Here is a 19,498-nt window from a genome sequence, read left to right as displayed (position 1 = left end):
AGACGACTGGGTTGATAGGCCGGATCTGGAAGCCCAGTAATGGGTGGAGGTGACCGGTACTAATAGGCCGAGGGCTTGTCCTCAGTTGCTCGCGTCCACTGTGTTAGTTCTGAGGCAACGACTGTGTCTTTTTCCGGTCGAACTTCATAGTGTTTCGGTGGTCATAGCGTGAGGGAAACGCCCGGTTACATTCCGAACCCGGAAGCTAAGCCTTACAGCGCCGATGGTACTGCAGGGGGGACCCTGTGGGAGAGTAGGACACCGCCGAACTCCTTTTAGAGTGGAAAGGCCCACACCTTATGGTGTGGGCCTTTCTGCGTTTATGGTCAACAGCATGCGCTATGACCTCGTCATCTTCGACAACGACGGCGTGCTCGTCGACAGTGAGCCGATCTCCAACCGGCACCTCGCCGCCTATCTGACGGAGCTCGGGCACCCGACCTCCTATGAGGACTCCATCCGGGACTACATGGGCTCCGCCATGCACCGGATTCACGACCTCGTCCTGGAGCGGACCGGGCGGCGGCTGCCGGAGGACTTCGACGACGTCTTCCACGCCAGGGTCTTCGCCGCGTTCGAGCGGGAGTTGAAGGCCGTGGCCGGCGTGACCGGCGTACTGGAGAAGCTGACGGCGGACGGGGTGCCGTACTGTGTCGCGTCCTCCGGGAGTCATGAGCGGATCCGAGTGGGGCATCGGGCGACCGGGCTCGACCGGTGGTTCGAGGACGAGCGGATCTTCAGTTCGCAGGATGTGGAGCGGGGGAAGCCGGCGCCGGACCTGTTTCTCCATGCCGCCGAGCGGATGGGGGTCCAGCCCGGCCGGTGTGTGGTGGTCGAGGACAGCCCGCTCGGGGTGCAGGCGGCCAACGCGGCCAGGATGGATGTGTACGGGTTCACCGCGATGACGCCGGCCGCGAAGCTCGCCGGGGCCACTCAACTCTTCTCCGACATGGGTGAGTTGGCGGACCTGCTCGTCTGACATTTGTCATGCCGAGGTCCGGACGATCGTTTCTACCGGCACCCCTCGCCGGACGAGAAGCTGAGGGCATGGCGACGAAGACGAACTCGAAGCGTGCGAACCTGGCTCCTCTGATCGTGGACGTGGCTGTGCCGATCGGGGCGTACTACCTGCTCAGGGACGGGCTCGGGATGAGCACGCTGATGGCGCTGGGCCTCAGCAGTGTCGTGCCGGCCGTGCGCACCGGCTGGAGTGTGGTGAAGGAGCGGACGGTCAACGGTCTCGCCGCCCTCATCCTCGTCGTCAATGTCGTGGGGCTGCTGCTCAGCTTCGTGGCCGGCGACCCGCGGCTGATGCTCGCCAAGGACAGCGGGGTCAGCAGTGTGATCGGGATCGGTGTCCTCGTGTCCGTCGCGCTGGGGAGGCCGATGATGACCGCGGGCATGAAGCCCTGGCTGGTGAAGGGGATCGCGGAGCGGGAGGCCGCCTGGGAACGGCTCCTGGCCGGGTCGGCGGACTTCCGGCGGGCCGAGCGGCGGTTCTCCGTGGTGTGGGGTGTCGTCCTGCTGACGGAGTGCGTGCTGCGGGTCGTGGGGGCGTACACGCTGCCGGTGGACACGATGGTGTGGCTCGGGTCCGTGGTCATGGTCGTGTCGATGGCGGTGGCCTTCCTGGTCAGCGGGGCGATCGGGGCCGGACCGATGGCCCGGATGCTGATCGCCGAGACGAAGACCTGCGCCCCCGCGAGGCCCGAGGTGGCCCTCGCCCGATAAAGCTGAGGGAAACTCATCTTTGGCTGGATCTACCCACGAGTACGTCGGGGCCCTACGCTCGCCGCCATGACAGATGTGCTGCGGCGCGGTAGGGCCTCGCTGGCGTTCAGTTTCTTCGCGCAAGGTGTCGCCTTCGCTCTGCTGGTGACGCGGATCCCTGCCATCCAGGACCGGTACGGGGTGTCCGACGCCCTGCTGCCGGCGTTCCTGGCCGCCGTGCCGATCCTCGCCGGGGTCGGGAGCGTCTCGACCGAGCACCTGGTGAAACGAATACGGCCCAGTCGGCTGCTGCGCGTCGCCCAGCCCGTCGTGCTCCTGGCGCTGCTCGGGGTGGGGGCCGGGGACTCGACGGTCGAACTCGGGGTCTCGCTCGCCGCCTTCGGGCTCGCGGTCGGCATGCTCGACGCGTCCATGAACATGCTCGGGGTGAGCCTGCAGCGGTCGTACGGGCGCAGCATCATGCTGAGCTTTCACGCGGTGTTCAGTCTCGGCGGGATCGTGGGGGCCTCGCTCGCCTGGGTCGGGGCGCACTGGCATCTCGCGCTGTTCGTGTCCTACCTGCCGGTCGTGGTGGTGCTGGTGCCGCTGTGCCTGGTGGGGAGCCGGTGGTACGTCGACGGGGACGGCGCCGCCGAGGAGGAGAAGGCGCGGGGTGGTGGGGACGGGGTCGTCTTCAAGCTGCTGCTGCCGCTGTGTCTGGTGATGACCTTCGCCTACATCGGGGACTCCACCGTCTCCAACTGGAGCGCCAAGTACCTCCAGGACGTGCTCGGGAGCAGTGAGCAGCTGGCGACCGTGCCGTACAACGTCTACATGGTGACGACCCTGCTGGGGCGCGCCCTGGGGGACTTCGGGGTACGGCGGTTCGGGGCGGCGACGGTCGTACGGGCGGGGGCGCTGGTGGCGGCCGGGGGGTTCGCGGTGGTGGCCGTGGCGCCCGGGCCGTGGGTGGGGATGCTCGGGTTCACGCTGCTGGGGCTGGGGTTGTGTGTGCTGGTGCCGCAGACCTTTGCCGCGGCCGGGCGGCTGTTCCCGGGGGCGTCGGATGCGGCGGTCGCTCGGCTGAACGTCTTCAACTACGTGGGGTTTCTCGTCGGTTCGCCGTTGGTGGGGGCCTTGGGGGACGCGTGGAGCTATCGCGGGGCCATGCTCGTGCCGATGGTGTTGGTGCTGGTGACGCTGGTGTACGCCAAGTCGTTCGCGGCTCAACCGGACCGATACGGTGGCGGGCATGAGCGGCCGCGCACAGCTGATGTGGGACGAGGCAGTAACGGGCTATGACTTCGGTCCGGACCATCCGATGGACCCGGTCCGGCTCGACCTGACCCGGCGACTGGTGGACGCCTTCGGGCTGGACCGGGACGTGGAGGTCGTGGCCGCGAAGGCGGCGGGCGAGTCGACGCTGCGGCTCGTGCACCGGGAGGACTACGTCGAGGCCGTGAAGGCGGCCTCCGTGGACCCGGGGGCGGCCGACCAGTCGTACGGGCTGGGGACGATGGACGATCCGGCCTTCGAGCGGATGCACGAGGTGTCCGCGCTGATCGCCGGGCAGTCGGTGGGAGCGGCGGAGGCCGTATGGCGGGGGGACGCGCTGCACGCGGTGAACTTCGCGGGTGGGCTGCACCACGCGATGCCGGGGGGAGCGTCCGGGTTCTGCATCTACAACGACGCCTCGCTCGCCATCGCGCGGCTGCTGGAGCTGGGGGCCCGGCGGGTCGCCTATGTGGATGTCGACGTGCATCACGGGGACGGGGTGCAGGCGGCGTTCTGGGAGGATCCGCGGGTGCTGACGGTCTCGTTGCACGAGCATCCCCGGACGCTCTTCCCGCAGACCGGGTGGCCGGAGGAGACGGGTGCGGACTCGGCCGAGGGCAGCGCGGTGAACGTGGCGCTGCCGGCCGGGACGGGGGATGCGGGGTGGTTGCGGGCGTTCCACGCGGTGGTGCCGGAGCTCATCGCCGATTTTCGGCCCGATGTGCTGGTGACGCAGCACGGGGCCGATACGCACTTCGAGGATCCGCTGGCCCATCTCGCGGTGTCGTTGGACGCGCAGCGGGCGGTGCAGGTCGCCTGTCATGAGCTGGCGCACGAGTACGCCGGGGGGAAGTGGATCGCGTTGGGGGGCGGCGGGTACGCCGTGGTGGACGTCGTGCCCCGGTCCTGGACGCATCTGGTGGGGATCGCCGCGGGGCGGGCCATCGAGCCCGAGGCGATGATTCCCGAGGGGTGGCGGCAGGAAGTCTTCGCCCGGACGCGGCAGTTGGCGCCGGCCCGGATGACGGACGGGCGGTGGCCGGTGTCCTACGCGGAGTGGGATGCGGGGTACGACCCCGCGGACCGGCTTGATCAGGCGGTGCTGGCCACTCGGCGGGCGGTGTTTCCGTTGCGGGGGTTGCTGGCGTAGGGCGCACGGCCCGGTTACTCCAACTGTGCGGTGTTTTCCTGTTCCCGTCCCCTCCCCACCCCTGCATCCGTCACCATCGCTCCCGTGTTGAGCACCGGCGCCCTCCGCGCCCATCTGCTGGCCGCTCGTCTGGCCGGGCCCGTGGCCACCTCCCGGGAGGAGAGTCTGCGGAGCTATCGGTTGTTCGCGGCCCGGGATCCGAGGGTGCTGATCGGGATTGATCCTGAATGGTCCTGGAATGAGCGGGATCTGATCGGTCTCATGGCTGACAAGTGCGGGGTTTCGGGCAATCCTCGGCATAGAACGGGCCGCGATGTGATCGATCCTGAACGGACGCTCGTAGCGCTCGACGCCTTCGCGGAGCGGCTCGCGGCAGTTGCCCAGCGCAGCGGGGCCGTGCTTCTCGGCACCGGTCATCCGCACCGACTGCTCGGGTTCTACGCCGCCCTCGCGGACGCCCTCTCGGCGGCGGGATGTGCCGTCCTCACCCCTGCGTATGGTCGCTGTGTCGACATAACGACCCGGTTCGGTCTACGTACGTACAACCTTCAGTACGTACGAGGAGTCGCGCTCGTGCGGCGACGGGAGGCGGAGAGCTCCGGTTGTGAGCCGGGCGCACACACGCATTCACCGCTCCCGGTTCGTACCGCCCTGGCGGCCGCGGCGGAGGACGGCGGACCGCTCCCCGAGCTCGTGATCGGGGATCACGGATGGGTCTGCGGAGCAGGTCAGCTGGGGTTTGAGGCCATTGGGCTCGCGGATACGGACGACCCCGCGCTCTTTGTGGGGGAGGCCGAGGGGGCCGTGTCCGTCGTCGTTCCACTTGATGACGCTGTGCGGTCTGATTACTACCGGCCGCTGACCCGCTACGTACTCAATCGAGCGTGTCTGTCACAGTAGGCCGCCGATGGGTGCACCTCTTCCCCACTTGCATCACCCGCCCCTACATTGGGGAGTGAGCACGCAGCGACGAAGAGTCACCGGAAGGGGAAGCCGGTGGCCGTCGAGTGCGGAAGGTTCAGGTGTGTCATGGCTGCTGAACAGAGGCCTCTGAGTGAGGTTCAGTTCCTTACCGTGGCGGAAGTCGCCTCGGTGATGCGAGTGTCGAAGATGACCGTGTACCGGTTGGTGCACAGCGGTCATCTGCCCGCGATCAGGGTGGGACGGTCCTTCCGTGTCCCCGAGAACGCGGTTCACGAGTACCTCCGCGAGAGCTATGTGGGGGTGGAGACGGCCTGACGACGACCGGACTCGGGGAGGTTCCCAAGGGGTCTCAGGGCACTCGTGGCCCCTGCCGGATCTCCCCGGTTCACCTCGATTACGACCTCAGCGCTCGGGCGGGTAGGCTAGCCCCTCGTAGGTCGTATGGGCCCATGGCGCCCAGCACCGAGTGATGAGAAGTGAGCGAGGGTAGTCGTGGGCTCTGTTATCAAGAAGCGGCGCAAGCGGATGGCCAAGAAGAAGCACCGCAAGCTGCTCAAGCGCACGCGCGTTCAGCGTCGCAACAAGAAGTAGGCGACGACGCGTAAGCGTGGTTGTGGCCCCCCACCCAATGCCGGTGGGGGGCCACACGCGTGTCAGGACGTGGCGTTGGGCTGGATGTCGTCACCTCACGCAGTGGGCGGTCATCACAGCGCAACATCGAACCGCTAAGTTGGCGGCACACGGGGAACGCGGCACAGGACTGGGGCTGTACAGGAGCCGTACAAGGCTGGACTGCGGCTGGAAGGAAGGCGCTGATCTTGGGAAAGGTCGTGCTCGTCACCGGAGTGGCCCGACAGCTGGGAGGCCGGTTCGTACGACGCATACAGCGTGACCCGCGGGTGGACCGGGTGATCGCCGTGGACGCGGTGCCGCCGGAACACCATCTGGGCGGTGCCGACTTCATCCAGGCGGACATCAGGCAGCCCGGTATCGCGCGGATTCTCGCGGAGACGGCCGCCGACACGGTCGTACACCTGGATGTCACGGCGATGGCGCTCGGCAGCGGAAGCCGGTCCACGGTCAAGGAGACCAACGTCATCGGCACCATGCAGCTGCTCGGTGCCTGCCAGAAGTCGCCGAACGTGCAGCGGCTGGTGGTGAAGTCCAGTACGAACGTGTACGGGTCCGCGCCCCGCGATCCCGCCGTGTTCACGGAGACCACCCCGCCCAAGTCCCTGCCCTCCGGCGGCTTCGCCAAGGACACGGTCGAGGTCGAGGGGTATGTGCGCGGCTTCGCGCGGCGGCGCCCCGACGTGGCCGTGTGCGTGCTCAGGTTCGCCAACATCCTGGGGCCGACGGCGGACACCCCGCTCGCCTCGTACTTCGCGCTGCCGGTGCTGCCGACCGTGTTCGGGTACGACCCGCGGTTGCAGTTCGTGCACGAGGACGACGTGATCGAGGTGCTCAGGATGGCCTCACACGATCCGGAGCGGGGCACGCTCAACAGCGGCACCTTCAACATCGCGGGCGACGGGGTCCTGCTGCTGTCGCAGTGTTCCCGGCGGCTCGGTCGGCCCACCGTGCCCCTGCTGCTGCCGGCCGTCACCTGGGCCGGGTCGCTGGTGCGTACGCTGGGAATGACGGACTTCTCGCCCGAGCAGATCCGGCTGCTGACCCACGGCCGGGTCGTGTCGACGGTCCAGATGCGCGAGACGCTCGGATTCCGGCCGAAATACACGACGGCGGAGACCTTCGCGGACTTCGCGCGCAGCCAGGGCCCCGGGCTGCTGCCGCCGGAGGCCCTCGCGGGGGCCGTCGACCGGATCGCCGCGCTGCCGCCCCTGGCGGGCAGCGGCCACCCCCCGACGCAGAGCGCCAACTGAGGAGCGCATCAACGATGGCGGACGCCAAGGTCATTCCGTTCGACGACGACCGGTCCCGCGCAGGCGCCGTACAGCGGCCGGCGCGGCGCCGGAGTGCCGGGAGCCGGCGCAAGGGCCCCGAGCCCGCGCTGGTCCGTGAGGTCCAGCCCCTGCCCAGCGCGGCTTCCGCGCAGGATGATGTTCCTGTGACGTGTGAGGAACAGCCGCCGCAGCAGGCGCACGACGAGGGCGGTCTGGAACGACGGATCGCGGGAGGTCTGAACTTCCTGCGCCGACGGCTCACCGGGGACTACGAGGTCGACGACTTCGGCTACGACGAGGAACTCACCGACCAGGTCCTGATGTCCCTGCTGCGGCCGGTGTACGAGAAGTACTTCCGGGTCGAGGTGAAGGGCGTCGAGAACATCCCGGCCGAGGGCGGCGCGCTGATCGTCGCCAACCACTCGGGCACCCTTCCGCTGGACGGCCTGATGATGCAGGTCGCCGTCCACGACCACCACCCCGCGAACCGGCATCTGCGGCTGCTGGCGGCGGACCTGGTCTTCATGCTGCCGGTGGTCAACGAACTCGCCCGCAAGGCCGGTCACACCCTCGCCTGCGCCGAGGACGCCGAACGGCTGCTGGGGCGCGGTGAACTGGTCGGTGTGATGCCGGAGGGCTTCAAGGGCATCGGCAAGCCCTTCAGCGAGCGCTACAAGCTCCAGCGCTTCGGCCGGGGCGGCTTCGTCTCCACGGCGCTGCGTCAGCGGACCCCGATCATCCCGTGCTCGATCGTGGGCGCGGAGGAGATCTACCCGATGATCGGCAACGCGAAGACCCTGGCGCGTCTGCTGGGCTTCCCGTACTTTCCGTTGACGCCGACGTTCCCGTGGCTGGGTCCGTTGGGGGCGGTTCCGTTGCCGACGAAGTGGACGATCCAGTTCGGTGAGCCGATCCCGACGGACGGCTATCCGCCGGAGGCCGCCGAGGACCCGATGCTGATGTTCAACCTGACGGACCAGGTGAGGGAACAGATCCAGCACACGCTGTACAAGTTGCTGGTGCAGCGAAGGTCGGTGTTTTTCTGACGGGGTAGTTCCGGTGGGGCCGTGGGGTCGGAGGACGCCCGTCCGACCGGGGGCTGCGGGGTGACCGCAGGACGCCGGACGGAGTCGGGCGCGGCTGTCCGAAGCCTGCGTAGCAGTGCGAGGGCGGCAGGCGGGAGGGGCCGAGTTGCTGGTGCAGCGAAGGTCGGTGTTCTTCTGACGGGCTGATCACGGTACGACGGTGGGGGCGCCCTTCGCAGGAAGGGCGCCCCCACCGTCGTACCGGAAGAGCTAGTTCGCGTTCTCGCCGTTGATGCCCAGGCCGGGCAGGAGGCCCGGGAGGAGGGGCGGGAGGGTGACGTCCGGGTCGGCCGAGGGGGCCGGGGACGTCGGGGTGGCGGTGCCGGTGTCCTTCGGGGGTTCGAGGAGGCCGCCGGTGTTGCCGCCGAGCAGGCCGTCGTCCTGGCCGCCGGACGGGGTCGACTTGCTCGGGCTGCTGCCGCCGGTGTGCTCCGAGGAGCCGCCGGCACCACCCGGGGCCGTGGAGCGCCCCGAGCCGGTCGAGGTGTTCGAGGACGTCGGCCCGGAGCCCTGCTGCTGTCCCGGGCCGCCGCCACGGGCCGGGGGTTCGGGGAGCAGGGACTGGAGCGGCGCGACTTCTTCGTCTATGGCGTCGAAGACCTCGGACACCTGGTCGCTGACATCGCCGAGCTGGACGGGCAGCCGGTCGCGGAGCGCTCCCCAGGCCTCGCGGTGCGAGCGCGAGAAGCCGGCCAGGGCCTGGATGGGGCCCAGGGAGTTCGGGTCGCGCTCGTACGCCTCGTGCAGCAGTCGGTGGCCCTCGGAGGCGTCGTGCTGCATGCCGGACAGGGCGCGGCGGATCTCGCCCACGGACTCGTGGTCGAGGTGGCCGCCCCGGCCGCGCTCCATCAGGCGGCGAGCCTCGTTCAGCCGGTTGGAGGCCTGGTCGAGGTAGGCGACACCGCGCTCGTCGTCCCCGTCGGACAGGTGGTTGAGCTTGAAGTCCTCGATGCCGCGCTTGAGGCCGTACAGCGAGTCCCCGGGCAGGGCGTCGGAGCTGGCCGCGGCCACTCCGCCGAAGGCCCCGGCGGCGACGCCGACGCTCAGGCCGCCCGCGGCCAGGCCCTTGGTGAGCCGGGAACGCGGGCGCAGTTTCCCGAGCGGACTCGCCCGGTGGGTGCCTTTGGCCCGATGGGAGCGCTGATCGGGGACCGCGGGTTCCGCCCCGTCGCCCTCCAGCAGCATGGCCTCCATCGCGGCCACCAGCTGGGCTCGCTGGACGACCTTGACCTCGGGGTCCAGCTCAGGCCTGGGCAGCTCGCCGAGACACTCCGCGAGGGCCAACAGACGGCCCGGATCGGGGTGTTCCGCGGTGGCCGGAGCTGGTCCTTCGGACTGCTCGGCCGCCGGTTCCCGGTCGGACTGCTCCTCCAGGGCCTGGGCGAAGGCGTTCGCCCGCCGGTGCGCCGATACGTTCGCGATCACTGGCGGCACCTCCTCTCGTCATGACGGTCGACTCCCCAGGGGGTCCTGAGGGTTGCACACCCTGAGCACAAGCACCCGATCGGGTGATCGGAGTCGGCCAGGGAGTGACCACAGGGAGCCTGCATCCCGCACAACGAGCGGCGTGGCACTTGGGTTACGGACTGCGGATGATCGGATCGGGGAGTCAACGGACTTTCACCGAGAGCGAGTTGATGATTACGGGGCGTGCGCTCTCAGCGGGCGTCGTCCGGGAGGAGCCGGGCCAGGGTGCGGACGGCCCGGTACTGCAGGGTCTTGATGGCGCCCTCGTTCTTGCCCATCACCCGGGCGGTCTCGGCGACGGAGAGGCCCTGGAGGAAACGGAGGGTCACGCACTCCTGCTGCTGGGGGTTGAGCCGGCGGACGGCGTCCAGCAGTGCGGCGTTGGAGAGGGACTCCAGGACGGAGTCCTCGGGCGAGCGCTCGACCTCATTGGCGTCGAGCATCTCGCCGGTGGTGACCTCCAGCCGGAACCGGCTCGACTTGAAGTGGTCGGCGACGAGGTTGCGCGCGATGGTGACGAGCCAGGCGCCGAAGTCGCGGCCCTGCCATGTGAAGGTGCCGATCCTTCTGAGCGCACGCAGGAACGTCTCGCTCGTCAGGTCCTCGGCGGTGGCCTTACCTCCTACCCGGTAATAGATGTACCGGTACACCGTGTCGCTGTACTGGTCGTACAGGCGGCCGAAAGCGTCGGCCTCGCCGGCCTGGGCGCGTTCGACCAGGTCCATCATGCGGGCGCTGTCGCTGTCCGCGGCGGGACGGCGGGCCGGTGCGGCACCGGTCGAACGCCCTCGTCTGCCGACGGCCGCGGAACCGTCGGCCAGTGCGTAGCACGGGCCGATCGGTGCCGCGGCTACGGCGAGGGCGGGGACGGCGTACGCGGTGGGGACGAAGCCGCGCAACAGGTCGAGGACCGTTGCGCGCAGCGTAGCCAGGCCCGAGGCGTCAACCCCGACGTGTGGGTACACGGGACTCCCAGAGGCAGAGCTTCCATCACGTGCAGTGCGGGACCGTTCACCCGTCGTAGCGACGGAGAGGTACCGGATTGCGTCTGAGGAGAATAACGCTTAGTGCAGGCACTGCTACACCCAGTTGCTCTATTCATCGATTACGTCGCTTCCGTAACCGATTGGAGGCCCTTCAAGTACCACAGAGTGACCGGTTGTTGATCGAAAACGGTCGCGTTCTGTCAGGGAACGGGGCGTGTTGTGGCCGTGTGCAGCCAATGTGCCTGCACACGGGGTTACGCGTACAAAACCCGGGGATTGGTGTGTTTGCCTGGTTACCGGCGGCGCTTGTGCAGGGCGATCGCCGCCGCCGTGCCGCCCGCCACCGCTCCCACGCCCGCGGCCGCCGGGATGCCGACCTTCGCCGCCTTGCGGCCCGTGCGGTAGTCGCGCAGGCGCCAGTCCAGTCGGCGGGCGTGCTTGCGGAGCTTGGTGTCCGGGTTGATCGCGTAGGGGTGACCCACCAGCGAGAGCATCGGGATGTCGTTGTGGCTGTCGCTGTACGCCGCGCAGCGCGACAGGTCGAGCCCCTCCGCCGCGGCCAGGGCCCGGACCGCCTCCGCCTTCGCGGGGCCGTGCAGGGGCTCACCGACGAGCTTTCCCGTGTAGACGCCGTCCACGGACTCCGCCACCGTGCCGAGCGCGCCGGTGAGACCGAGGCGGCGGGCGATCACCTGGGCGATCTCCACCGGGGCCGCCGTGACCAGCCACACCTTCTGGCCGGCGTCCAGGTGCGCCTGTGCCAGCGCGCGGGTGCCCGGCCAGATGCGCTCGGCCATGTACTCGTCGTAGATCTCCTCGCCGATCGACTGGAGTTCGGCGACGCGGTGGCCCTTCACGATGGACAGGGCCGAGTCGCGGGCTTCCTGCATGTGCTCCGGGTCCTCGGAGCCGGCGAGTCGGAACCAGGCCTGCTGCCAGGCGAAGCGGGCGAGGTCGCGGGTCTCGAAGAACTTCCGCTTGTACAGGCCGCGGCCGAAGTGGAAGAGGGACGCGCCCTGCATCACCGTGTTGTCCAGGTCGAAGAAGGCGGCGGCCTGGATGTCGCCCAGGACCGGGAACTGTGACTCCGGTTCCGTACCAGGGGTCTCCTCGACCTCCTGGGAGGACTTGCGCGCAGCCTCCGCCGAGGCCTCGCCTGCCAACACGCTTCGCGCCGTGGCGGAGCGCCTACGGGGAGTGAGCCATCCGAGAGCGGCCATGGCGTGAGCATAGCCAGTCTGTTCGGTGGTTCCGGAGTCGAGAGGTTTGGAGGGTGTGAACACTCCAAGACTGTGCCGTTAAACAGGCGGCCACGGTCGGCGGCGACGCGCGGGAGAATGGCTGACATGACTCCCCTCTTCCGCCGAAAGCAGGCCAGGGTCCCCGGGGACCGGCTCGTCACCCTGATCCGCAAGCCCGGTTGTCATCTGTGTGATGACGCACAGCTGGTGATCGAGAAGGTGTGTGGAGATCTCGGGGTTCCCTGGGAGTACAAGGACATCGACCGGGATCCTCAACTCCACGACCAGTACTGGGAGCAGATCCCCGTCGTGCTCGTCGACGGTGAACAGCACACCTTCTGGCGGGTGGACGAGGAGCGCCTCCGCAAGGCCCTGACCGACTAGTCCAACTGGTCCGGTCGGTCGCTTAGGATCGATGGCGAAGTGGCCTCGGGGGCGGGATTGATGAGGGAAGTGTGCGGTTTTGCCTCCGAGAGAGACGCGCGTGACCCCGGTCACGTTGGCCGGGCAAATCGGACACCATCTTTGTGCACGCGTTCACAAAGACATAGCCTGCTTTCGACGGGGCGGTCCGGGGACGTGTGACCGCCTACAGCCCCGCTCTACCCGCAGGAGCACCGTGGCAACTGGCCGAACTCACCGACCGGCGACCCGTAGCCGAGGGATTCCCGAGGCCACTGTCGCCAGGCTTCCGCTGTACCTACGAGCCCTGACGGCACTGTCCGAGCGCTCGGTACCCACGGTGTCCTCCGAGGAACTCGCCGCGGCCGCGGGGGTCAACTCCGCGAAGCTGCGCAAGGACTTCTCCTACCTGGGTTCTTACGGAACGCGCGGTGTCGGCTACGACGTCGAGTATCTCGTCTACCAGATCTCCCGCGAACTCGGCCTGACCCAGGACTGGCCGGTTGTGATCGTCGGTATCGGCAATCTCGGCGCGGCCCTCGCCAACTACGGCGGCTTCGCGTCCCGTGGCTTCCGGGTCGCGGCGCTGATCGACGCCGATCCGGCGATGGCGGGCAAGCCGGTCGCGGGCATTCCGGTGCGGCACTCGGACGACCTGGAAAAGATCATCGAGGACAACGGCGTGTCCATCGGTGTCATCGCGACCCCCGCCGGTGCCGCCCAGCCGGTCTGCGACCGGCTCGTGGCCGCCGGGGTCACCTCCATCCTGAACTTCGCGCCGACCGTGCTGTCCGTGCCGGACGGCGTCGACGTGCGCAAGGTCGACCTCTCCATCGAGCTGCAGATCCTCGCCTTCCACGAGCAGCGCAAGGCCGGTGAGGAGGCCGCCGCCGCGTCCGACGGCGCCGCTCCGGTCGCCGCGAGCCGTGACGCCGCCTCCGCCGACAAAGGGCCCGACGGGGACGTACCCGCCGTGATGCCGGCATGAGTCTCCTCGTCGTCGGGCTGAGTCACCGCAGCGCGCCGGTCAGCGTGCTGGAGCGGGCGGCGCTGCATGCCGATGCGCAGATGAAGTTGCTCCAGGACACCGTCGCCGCGGAGCCGGCCACTGAGGCCGCGGTGCTCGCGACCTGCAACCGGATCGAGCTGTACGCCGACGTGGACAAGTTCCACGCGGGTGTGGCCGAGCTGTCCACGCTGCTCGCCCAGCACAGCGGGGTGGGGCTGGACGAGCTCACCCCCTATCTCTACGTGCACTACGAGGACCGGGCCGTCCATCACCTCTTCTCGGTGGCCTGCGGACTCGACTCCATGGTCGTCGGGGAGGGGCAGATCCTCGGACAGATCAAGGACTCCCTGGCCCGGGCGCAGGAGCTGCACACCGCCGGGCGGCTGCTGAACGACCTGTTCCAGCAGGCGCTGCGGGTCGGGAAGCGGGCGCACTCGGAGACCGGGATCGACCGGGCGGGACAGTCGCTGGTCACCTTCGGGCTGGAGCAGTTGGCTTCCGGTACGGCGGTGCAGGACTGGGCGCTCGGCAAGAAGGCGCTGGTCATCGGGGCCGGGTCCATGTCCTCGCTGGCCGCGGCGACGCTTGCGCGGGCGGGTGTTTCCGAGGTCGTGATCGCCAACCGGACCGCGGAGCGGGCTGAGCGGCTCGCGCAGATACTCAATGACGCCGGGGACGTGGCGGCCCGTGCGGTACCGATGGACTCGGTGTCGGACGAGCTGACACGTGCCGATGTCGTGGTGTCCTGTACGGGGGCCACGGGGCTTGTCCTGACCGCTGAGGCCGTTGCCGCCGGGCGGGGGTTGGACGCGCAGCCCGGCACCGGCGGGGTGCCGTCCCGCTTCGGATCGGAAGCGGCACGACTGCCCGCGGACCACGGGACGGAGGAGAACTGTCCTCTGGACCTGCCTCCCATGCCCGCCACCGCCGGGTTCTCCGTGCTCGGGGAAGCCGCCGTCGCCGGGATGGCCGCCTCCGAGCTGGAGCAGCACGCCGCCTGGGTGGACAACGCGCCTCGCCCGCAGGGGTCCGTGGCCGTGGTCGATCCGGTGCAGGAGGCCGACGCCATCGCCGCGCTCGCCGCCACCGCCGCTGCCATCGGGCGGGTTCCCGAGCGGCGCAGGCCCGAGCCCGTCGCCGAGATCCCGCGGCCGGCCCCCTCGCTCTTCCTGCTCGACCTCGCCATGCCCCGGGACATCGACCCCGCCGTGCACCGGCTGGGCGGCGTGCGGCTCGTCGACATCGAGTCGCTCGCCGAGGCCTCGGCGGACGCTCCCATGGCGGCCGACGTCGACCAGGTCCGCCGTATCGTCGCCGACGAGGTCGCGGCCTTCGGGGCGGCGCTGCGGGCCGCGCACATCACGCCGACCGTGGTCGCGCTGCGGACCATGGCCGCCGATGTCGTCGCCGGTGAGATCGCCCGGCTCGACGGGCGGCTGCCCGGCCTCGACGACAAGCAGCGCAGTGAGATCACGCAGACCGTGCGGCGCGTGGTCGACAAGCTGCTGCACGCGCCGACCGTACGGGTCAAGCAGCTCGCGGCCGAGCCCGGCGGTGCCGGGTACGCGGACGCGCTGCGGACCTTGTTCGACCTCGACCCCGAGACGGTGGCCGCCGTCTCCCGCGCCGAGGACAGCACTACCGATGAGAAAGACCGAGGCTCGTCATGAGTACCAAGGCGCTACGGCTCGGGACCAGGCGGAGCAAACTCGCCATGGCCCAGTCCGGGCGGGTGGCGGAAGCCGTGGGCCAGGTGACCGGGCGGCCCGTCGAGCTCGTGGAGATCACCACGTACGGCGATGTGTCCAAGGAGGCGCTCGCGCAGATCGGCGGCACCGGTGTCTTCGTGACCGCGCTGCGCGAGGCCGTGCTCAAGGGCGAGGTCGACTTCGCGGTGCACTCGCTGAAGGACCTGCCGACCGGGCAGCCGGACGAGCTGGTGCTGGCCGCGCTCCCCGAGCGTGAGGACCCGCGGGACGTCATCGTCGCCCGGGACGCCCTGAAATTCACCGACCTGCCCCCGGGTGCCCGCATCGGTACCGGTTCGCCCCGGCGTACCGCGCAGCTGAACGCGTACGCTCGCGCGCACGGGCTTGATATCGAGACGGTTGCGATCCGGGGGAACATCGACACCCGGGTGCGGTTCGTGCGCGATGGTGAGCTTGATGCGGTGGTGCTGGCAGCCGCTGGGCTGCAGCGCATCGGCCGGATCGACGAAGTGACCGATTTCCTTTCGGTCGACATGGTTTTGCCCGCTCCCGGCCAGGGAGCACTCGCGATCGAGTGCACCGCGGACAACGCGGACCTGATCGCAGCGCTCGGCGAGCTCGACGACCCGCTCACGCGGGTCGCCGTGACCGCCGAGCGGTCACTGCTCGCCGCCCTGGAGGCCGGCTGCTCCGCCCCTGTGGGCGCGCTGGCCGACCTGCTGGCCGACGGGCAGATTGTCAAGGAAATGCGCCTGCGGGGCGTCGTCGGCACCACCGACGGCTCGCGCATGGTGCAGTTGTCCACCACCGGTCCCGTGCCCGAGACGTACGACCAGGCAATGGCGCTCGGCCGTGAACTCGCGGCCGAGATGCTCGCCCAGGGCGCGGCCGGTCTGATGGGGGAGCGAGCACAGTGAGCCCCACCACTCTTCCCGCCGGTCCTGAACACGGGCACGTCACCTTCCTGGGTGCCGGACCCGGAGATCCGGGACTGCTGACTCTGCGCGCCGTGGAGGCGCTCACGAACGCGGACGTACTCGTCGCCGGGCACGAAGTGCTCGACGTCGTACGCGTCCACGCTCGTTCGGGCGTCGCTGTCGTGGACACGGACACGGAGTCGTCTTCGGCTCCGGGTCCGGGCACGGGCGCGCCCCAACTGACAGTCGTTGACGGCACGTCAACAACCGCTCCTGTCCCCGCTGTACGGGATGCGGCACATCTTGTCATGGAGGCCGCGCGGGGCGGCAGGCGGGTCGTGCGTGCGGTGTCCGGGGACCCCGGGCTCGACGCGTACGCCGCCGAGGAGATGCTGGCCTGCGCCCGCGCGGGCGTGCCCTTCGAGGTCGTGCCCGGTGTGGCCGCGGCCGTCGGCGTGCCCGCGTACGCCGGTGTTCCGCTGCGGGACGCGCAGGGCGCGGACGTGCGGTTCGTGGACGCGCGCACGGCCTCCGACCGGTGCTGGACGGAGGTGGGGGTGTCGGACGGGACCGTGGTCGTGTCGACCACCCTGGACTCCGTGGGCGCCGCCGCCGGTGAGCTGGTCGCTGCCGGGCGCAAGCCCGACACCCCGATGACCGTCACCGTCGCCGGCACGACCACGCGGCAGCGGACCTGGACGGCCACCCTGGGCACCATCGCCCAGACGCTCAAGCAGGCCAAGGTGCTGCCCTCGCCCGAGGGCGGGCGGCCGGTGATAGCCGTGGTCGGTGAGCGCTCGGCCGCCGCGCAGCGCGACCAGCTGTCGTGGTTCGAGAACAAGCCGCTGTTCGGCTGGAAGGTTCTCGTGCCGCGCACGAAGGAGCAGGCCGCCTCGCTCTCCGACCAGCTCAGGTCCTACGGAGCCGTGCCGCACGAGGTGCCGACGATCGCGGTCGAGCCGCCGAGAACGCCCCAGCAGATGGAGCGGGCGGTCAAGGGCCTCGTGACCGGGCGCTACGAGTGGATCGCCTTCACCTCGGTCAATGCCGTCAAGGCCGTCCGGGAGAAGTTCGAGGAGTACGGGCTCGACGCCCGGGCCTTCGCGGGGATCAAGGTCGCCGCGGTGGGCGAGCAGACGGCGAACGCGCTGGTCGCCTTCGGTGTGAAGCCCGATCTGGTGCCGAGCGGGGAGCAGTCCGCCGCCGGTCTGCTGGAGGACTGGCCGCCGTACGACCCCGTCTTCGACCCGATCGACCGGGTCTTCCTGCCGCGGGCCGACATCGCCACCGAGACGCTGGTCGCCGGGCTCATCGAGCTTGGGTGGGAGGTCGACGACGTCACCGCCTACCGGACCGTGCGCGCCTCGCCGCCGCCCGCGGAGACCCGGGAGGCGATCAAGGGGGGCGGGTTCGACGCCGTGCTCTTCACGTCGTCGTCGACCGTGCGGAACCTGGTGGGCATCGCCGGGAAGCCGCACAACGTGACCGTGATCGCCTGTATCGGGCCGGCTACGGCGAAGACCGCCGAGGAGCACGGGCTGCGGGTGGACGTGATGGCTCCCGAGCCGTCCGTGCACAAGCTGGCCGAGGCGCTGGCCGACTTCGGGCTGCGGCGGCGCGCTGCCGCGCTGGAGGCGGGGGATCCCGTGACGCGGCCCAGTGAGCGGCGGCCGGGGGCCAGGCGTCGTCGTACCACCTGATTCGGGTTCCGCCCTGGACCGTCCGGATTCCCCGCTCCATGGGGATGACGGGCGGTTCAGTGCTTTCCCGTCGGCCAGCCCCCGGGGCGACCGCCGCCCGTCCCCGGGCCCGGCCGGCGACAGAACGTCGGCAAAGGTGCCCCCGGGGCGGGCGTAGCGTAGGTGGCATGTCGACGTACGGATCCTTTCCCGGCACGCGGCCCCGGCGGCTGCGGACCAACCCCGTCATGCGGCGCATGGTCGCCGAGACCCGGCTGCACCCAGCTGACTTCATCCTTCCGGCGTTCGTGCTGGAAGGTGCGAGCGAGCCCGTGCCGATCGCGGCGATGCCCGGGGTCGTGCAGCACACCCGGGACAGTCTGAAGAAGGCGGCCGCGGAGGCCGTGGCGGCCGGCGTGTCCGGGATCATGCTCTTCGGGGTGCCGGAGGAGTCGAAGAAGGACGCTGTCGGGACGCCGGGGACCGATCCCGACGGGATTCTGCAGGTGGCCATCCGGGACGTGCGGGCCGAGGTCGGGGACGACCTGCTCGTGATGTCCGACCTGTGTCTCGACGAGACCGTCGACCACGGCCACTGCGGGGTGCTGGACGACCAGGGGCGCGTCGACAACGACGCGACCCTGGAACGGTACGCCGAGATGGCCCAGGTGCAGGCCGACGCGGGCGCCCATGTCGTGGGGCCCAGCGGGATGATGGACGGGCAGGTCGGGGTCATCCGGGACGCGCTCGACCAGATCGGGCGGGAGGACGTGGCCGTCCTGGCGTACACGGCCAAGTACGCCTCCGCGTTCTACGGGCCGTTCCGCGAGGCCGTCGCCTCCTCGTTGCAGGGTGACCGCAAGACGTACCAGCAGGACCCGGCGAACGTGCGGGAGTCGCTGCGGGAGCTCGCCCTCGATCTGGAGGAGGGCGCCGACATGGTGATGGTCAAGCCGGCCGGGCCCTACCTCGACGTCCTCGCCCGGATCGCCGACGCCGTGGACGTGCCGGTCGCCGCCTATCAGATCTCCGGTGAGTACTCGATGATCGAGGCCGCCGCCGAGAAGGGCTGGATCGACCGGGACCGGGCGATCCTGGAGACGCTGACCGGAATCAAGCGGGCCGGGGCGCAGAACATCCTCACCTACTGGGCCACCGAGGTGGCGCAGAAGCTCCGCTGACGAAGCCGCTGGGACGGCGTGTCACGGCAACGGTTCGAGCTCGGTCCGGATACGGGCTGAGCTCGTTCCGGCCAACGTCCGGACAACACCCCCTGCTTCACGTGGTGATCTTCTGGCGGTCTGTCCGGAATCCGCCCCCTGCCGGAAGTGGATTTGTCGGGGTCTGACAGGTGCGCGACTTGATGCACCGCTTACATCCGTCGAATTGACGAGTTCCCGACATCCTCCATATCTTCTGCGCCTGGCCTGATCCATTCGGAACGGTTCCGAACGGCGATCTCTGGGGGGACACCACCATGAGCTGGTTCATCGAAGTTCTCAAGAAGTACGCGGTCTTCAGCGGGCGTGCGCGCCGCAAGGAATACTGGATGTTCGCGCTGTTCGCCGGGATCATCTACGTCGTGTTCGCCATCCTCGGCGCCGTCACCAAGCAGTCGTGGCTCGTGGCGATCCCCTACCTCGCCTTCCTGCTGCCCGGCCTGGCCGTCACCGCGCGCCGCCTGCACGACACGGGCCGCAGCGGCTGGTGGATCCTGTTCGGCCTCGTGCCGATCGTCGGCGGCATCACCCTGTTCGTCTTCTCGGTGCTGGACAGCGAGCCGGGCGACAACAAGTACGGCCCCAACCCGAAGCTGGCCCCCGCGCACGTGTGATGCCGTAGCTCCGCTTCGAGGCCGCCCGGTCAGTTCCGGGCGGCCTTCTGGTTTTCCGCCGGGCTCACCGCGGCCGCCTTGTCCGCGGCAGGGCCCTCGTCGCGTACGCCCTGGCCGTCCTTGCAGCCCGTGAGGGTGGTGAGGGAGAGGAGGGCGAGGGCGAGTGCGGTGAGCAGGCGGGGCGTGTGAGGTCGGTTGGGCATGGG

General features: G+C 69.6%; 20 protein-coding genes and 2 rRNA genes. 18 read left to right on the top strand and 4 right to left on the bottom strand.

The genetic code is table 11. The features are described 5' to 3' along the window. The 11 genes from H293_RS0125825 to H293_RS0125775 all read left to right on the top strand — a co-directional run. Positions 1-83, top strand: a 23S ribosomal RNA gene (locus tag H293_RS0125825); the annotation flags it as partial. Between the two features lie 70 nt (positions 84-153). After that, a 5S ribosomal RNA gene (rrf, locus tag H293_RS0125820) occupies positions 154-270 on the top strand. Positions 271-334: 64 nt separating this feature from the next. Next, on the top strand, positions 335-979 hold the full coding sequence (locus H293_RS0125815) for an HAD family hydrolase (protein WP_028808200.1): 645 nt from the start codon (positions 335-337) through the stop codon (positions 977-979). 68 nt (positions 980-1,047) lie between these two features. Then, positions 1,048-1,731, top strand: a complete 684-nt coding sequence (locus H293_RS0125810) for a VC0807 family protein (RefSeq protein ID WP_020120736.1) — start codon at positions 1,048-1,050, stop codon at positions 1,729-1,731. A gap of 66 nt (positions 1,732-1,797) precedes the next feature. Then, positions 1,798-3,012, top strand: coding sequence for an MFS transporter (locus H293_RS0125805; RefSeq protein WP_020120735.1), 1,215 nt, complete (start codon positions 1,798-1,800; stop codon positions 3,010-3,012). After that, a complete protein-coding gene (locus tag H293_RS0125800) occupies positions 2,963-4,135 on the top strand; it encodes an acetoin utilization protein AcuC (RefSeq protein WP_028808199.1) in 1,173 nt (390 codons plus the stop codon). The genes H293_RS0125805 and H293_RS0125800 overlap by 50 nt, the downstream gene beginning before the upstream one ends. Before the next feature lie 84 nt (positions 4,136-4,219). Further along, complete coding sequence (locus H293_RS0125795) at positions 4,220-5,035, top strand: phosphatase (RefSeq protein WP_028808198.1); 816 nt, start codon at positions 4,220-4,222, stop codon at positions 5,033-5,035. 129 nt (positions 5,036-5,164) lie between these two features. Beyond that, positions 5,165-5,374, top strand: coding sequence for a helix-turn-helix domain-containing protein (locus H293_RS0125790; RefSeq protein WP_016437488.1), 210 nt, complete (start codon positions 5,165-5,167; stop codon positions 5,372-5,374). A 177-nt stretch (positions 5,375-5,551) separates the two neighbouring features. Further along, complete coding sequence (locus H293_RS55170; RefSeq protein WP_003948845.1) at positions 5,552-5,650, top strand: 30S ribosomal protein bS22; 99 nt, start codon at positions 5,552-5,554, stop codon at positions 5,648-5,650. A gap of 227 nt (positions 5,651-5,877) precedes the next feature. Next, positions 5,878-6,942: an NAD-dependent epimerase/dehydratase family protein gene (locus H293_RS0125780; protein ID WP_020120732.1), complete on the top strand. Its 1,065-nt coding sequence runs from the start codon at positions 5,878-5,880 to the stop codon at positions 6,940-6,942. 14 nt (positions 6,943-6,956) lie between these two features. Next, entirely contained in the window at positions 6,957-8,009 is a 1,053-nt protein-coding gene (locus H293_RS0125775) for a lysophospholipid acyltransferase family protein (protein ID WP_020120731.1), read from the top strand. Between the two features lie 249 nt (positions 8,010-8,258). Here the strand turns inward: H293_RS0125775 and H293_RS0125770 are convergent, their stop codons facing one another. The 3 genes from H293_RS0125770 to H293_RS0125760 form a co-directional block, all read right to left on the bottom strand. Beyond that, positions 8,259-9,473, bottom strand: coding sequence for a DUF5667 domain-containing protein (locus H293_RS0125770; protein ID WP_020120730.1), 1,215 nt, complete (start codon positions 9,471-9,473; stop codon positions 8,259-8,261). A gap of 233 nt (positions 9,474-9,706) precedes the next feature. Continuing rightward, positions 9,707-10,480, bottom strand: coding sequence for an ECF subfamily RNA polymerase sigma factor, BldN family (locus H293_RS0125765; RefSeq protein WP_020120729.1), 774 nt, complete (start codon positions 10,478-10,480; stop codon positions 9,707-9,709). A gap of 314 nt (positions 10,481-10,794) precedes the next feature. Next, entirely contained in the window at positions 10,795-11,721 is a 927-nt protein-coding gene (locus tag H293_RS0125760) for an HAD family hydrolase (RefSeq protein WP_051138158.1), read from the bottom strand. A 117-nt stretch (positions 11,722-11,838) separates the two neighbouring features. On the opposite strand from H293_RS0125760, the gene H293_RS0125755 reads away from it, so the two are divergent. The 7 genes from H293_RS0125755 (at position 11,839) to H293_RS0125725 (ending at position 19,292) form a co-directional block, all read left to right on the top strand. Continuing rightward, positions 11,839-12,126 (top strand): glutaredoxin family protein, encoded by a 288-nt coding sequence (locus H293_RS0125755; protein WP_199790197.1) that lies wholly within the window; start codon positions 11,839-11,841, stop codon positions 12,124-12,126. Between the two features lie 235 nt (positions 12,127-12,361). Beyond that, positions 12,362-13,132: a redox-sensing transcriptional repressor Rex gene (locus H293_RS0125750; RefSeq protein WP_028808197.1), complete on the top strand. Its 771-nt coding sequence runs from the start codon at positions 12,362-12,364 to the stop codon at positions 13,130-13,132. After that, positions 13,129-14,823 carry a glutamyl-tRNA reductase gene (locus H293_RS0125745; protein ID WP_020120725.1) on the top strand — a complete coding sequence of 565 codons (1,695 nt, stop codon included), beginning with the start codon at positions 13,129-13,131 and terminating at the stop codon, positions 14,821-14,823. Before H293_RS0125750 ends, H293_RS0125745 begins: the two co-directional genes overlap by 4 nt. Further along, positions 14,820-15,779: a hydroxymethylbilane synthase gene (hemC, locus tag H293_RS0125740; protein WP_028808196.1), complete on the top strand. Its 960-nt coding sequence runs from the start codon at positions 14,820-14,822 to the stop codon at positions 15,777-15,779. Before H293_RS0125745 ends, hemC begins: the two co-directional genes overlap by 4 nt. Beyond that, a complete protein-coding gene (locus tag H293_RS0125735) occupies positions 15,776-17,479 on the top strand; it encodes a bifunctional uroporphyrinogen-III C-methyltransferase/uroporphyrinogen-III synthase (protein WP_020120723.1) in 1,704 nt (567 codons plus the stop codon). The genes hemC and H293_RS0125735 overlap by 4 nt, the downstream gene beginning before the upstream one ends. 167 nt (positions 17,480-17,646) lie before the next feature. Further along, positions 17,647-18,639, top strand: coding sequence for a porphobilinogen synthase (gene hemB / locus H293_RS0125730; RefSeq protein WP_020120722.1), 993 nt, complete (start codon positions 17,647-17,649; stop codon positions 18,637-18,639). A 296-nt stretch (positions 18,640-18,935) separates the two neighbouring features. After that, a complete protein-coding gene (locus tag H293_RS0125725) occupies positions 18,936-19,292 on the top strand; it encodes a DUF805 domain-containing protein (RefSeq protein WP_020120721.1) in 357 nt (118 codons plus the stop codon). A 29-nt stretch (positions 19,293-19,321) separates the two neighbouring features. Here the strand turns inward: H293_RS0125725 and H293_RS59275 are convergent, their stop codons facing one another. After that, positions 19,322-19,495 (bottom strand): hypothetical protein, encoded by a 174-nt coding sequence (locus H293_RS59275; protein ID WP_020120720.1) that lies wholly within the window; start codon positions 19,493-19,495, stop codon positions 19,322-19,324. Positions 19,496-19,498 lie beyond the last annotated feature (3 nt).

The organism is Streptomyces canus 299MFChir4.1, assembly GCF_000383615.1.
In the GTDB taxonomy this organism is placed as follows: Bacteria; Actinomycetota; Actinomycetes; order Streptomycetales; family Streptomycetaceae; genus Streptomyces; species Streptomyces canus_C.
This window is presented reverse-complemented; position numbering and strand designations above follow the sequence as displayed.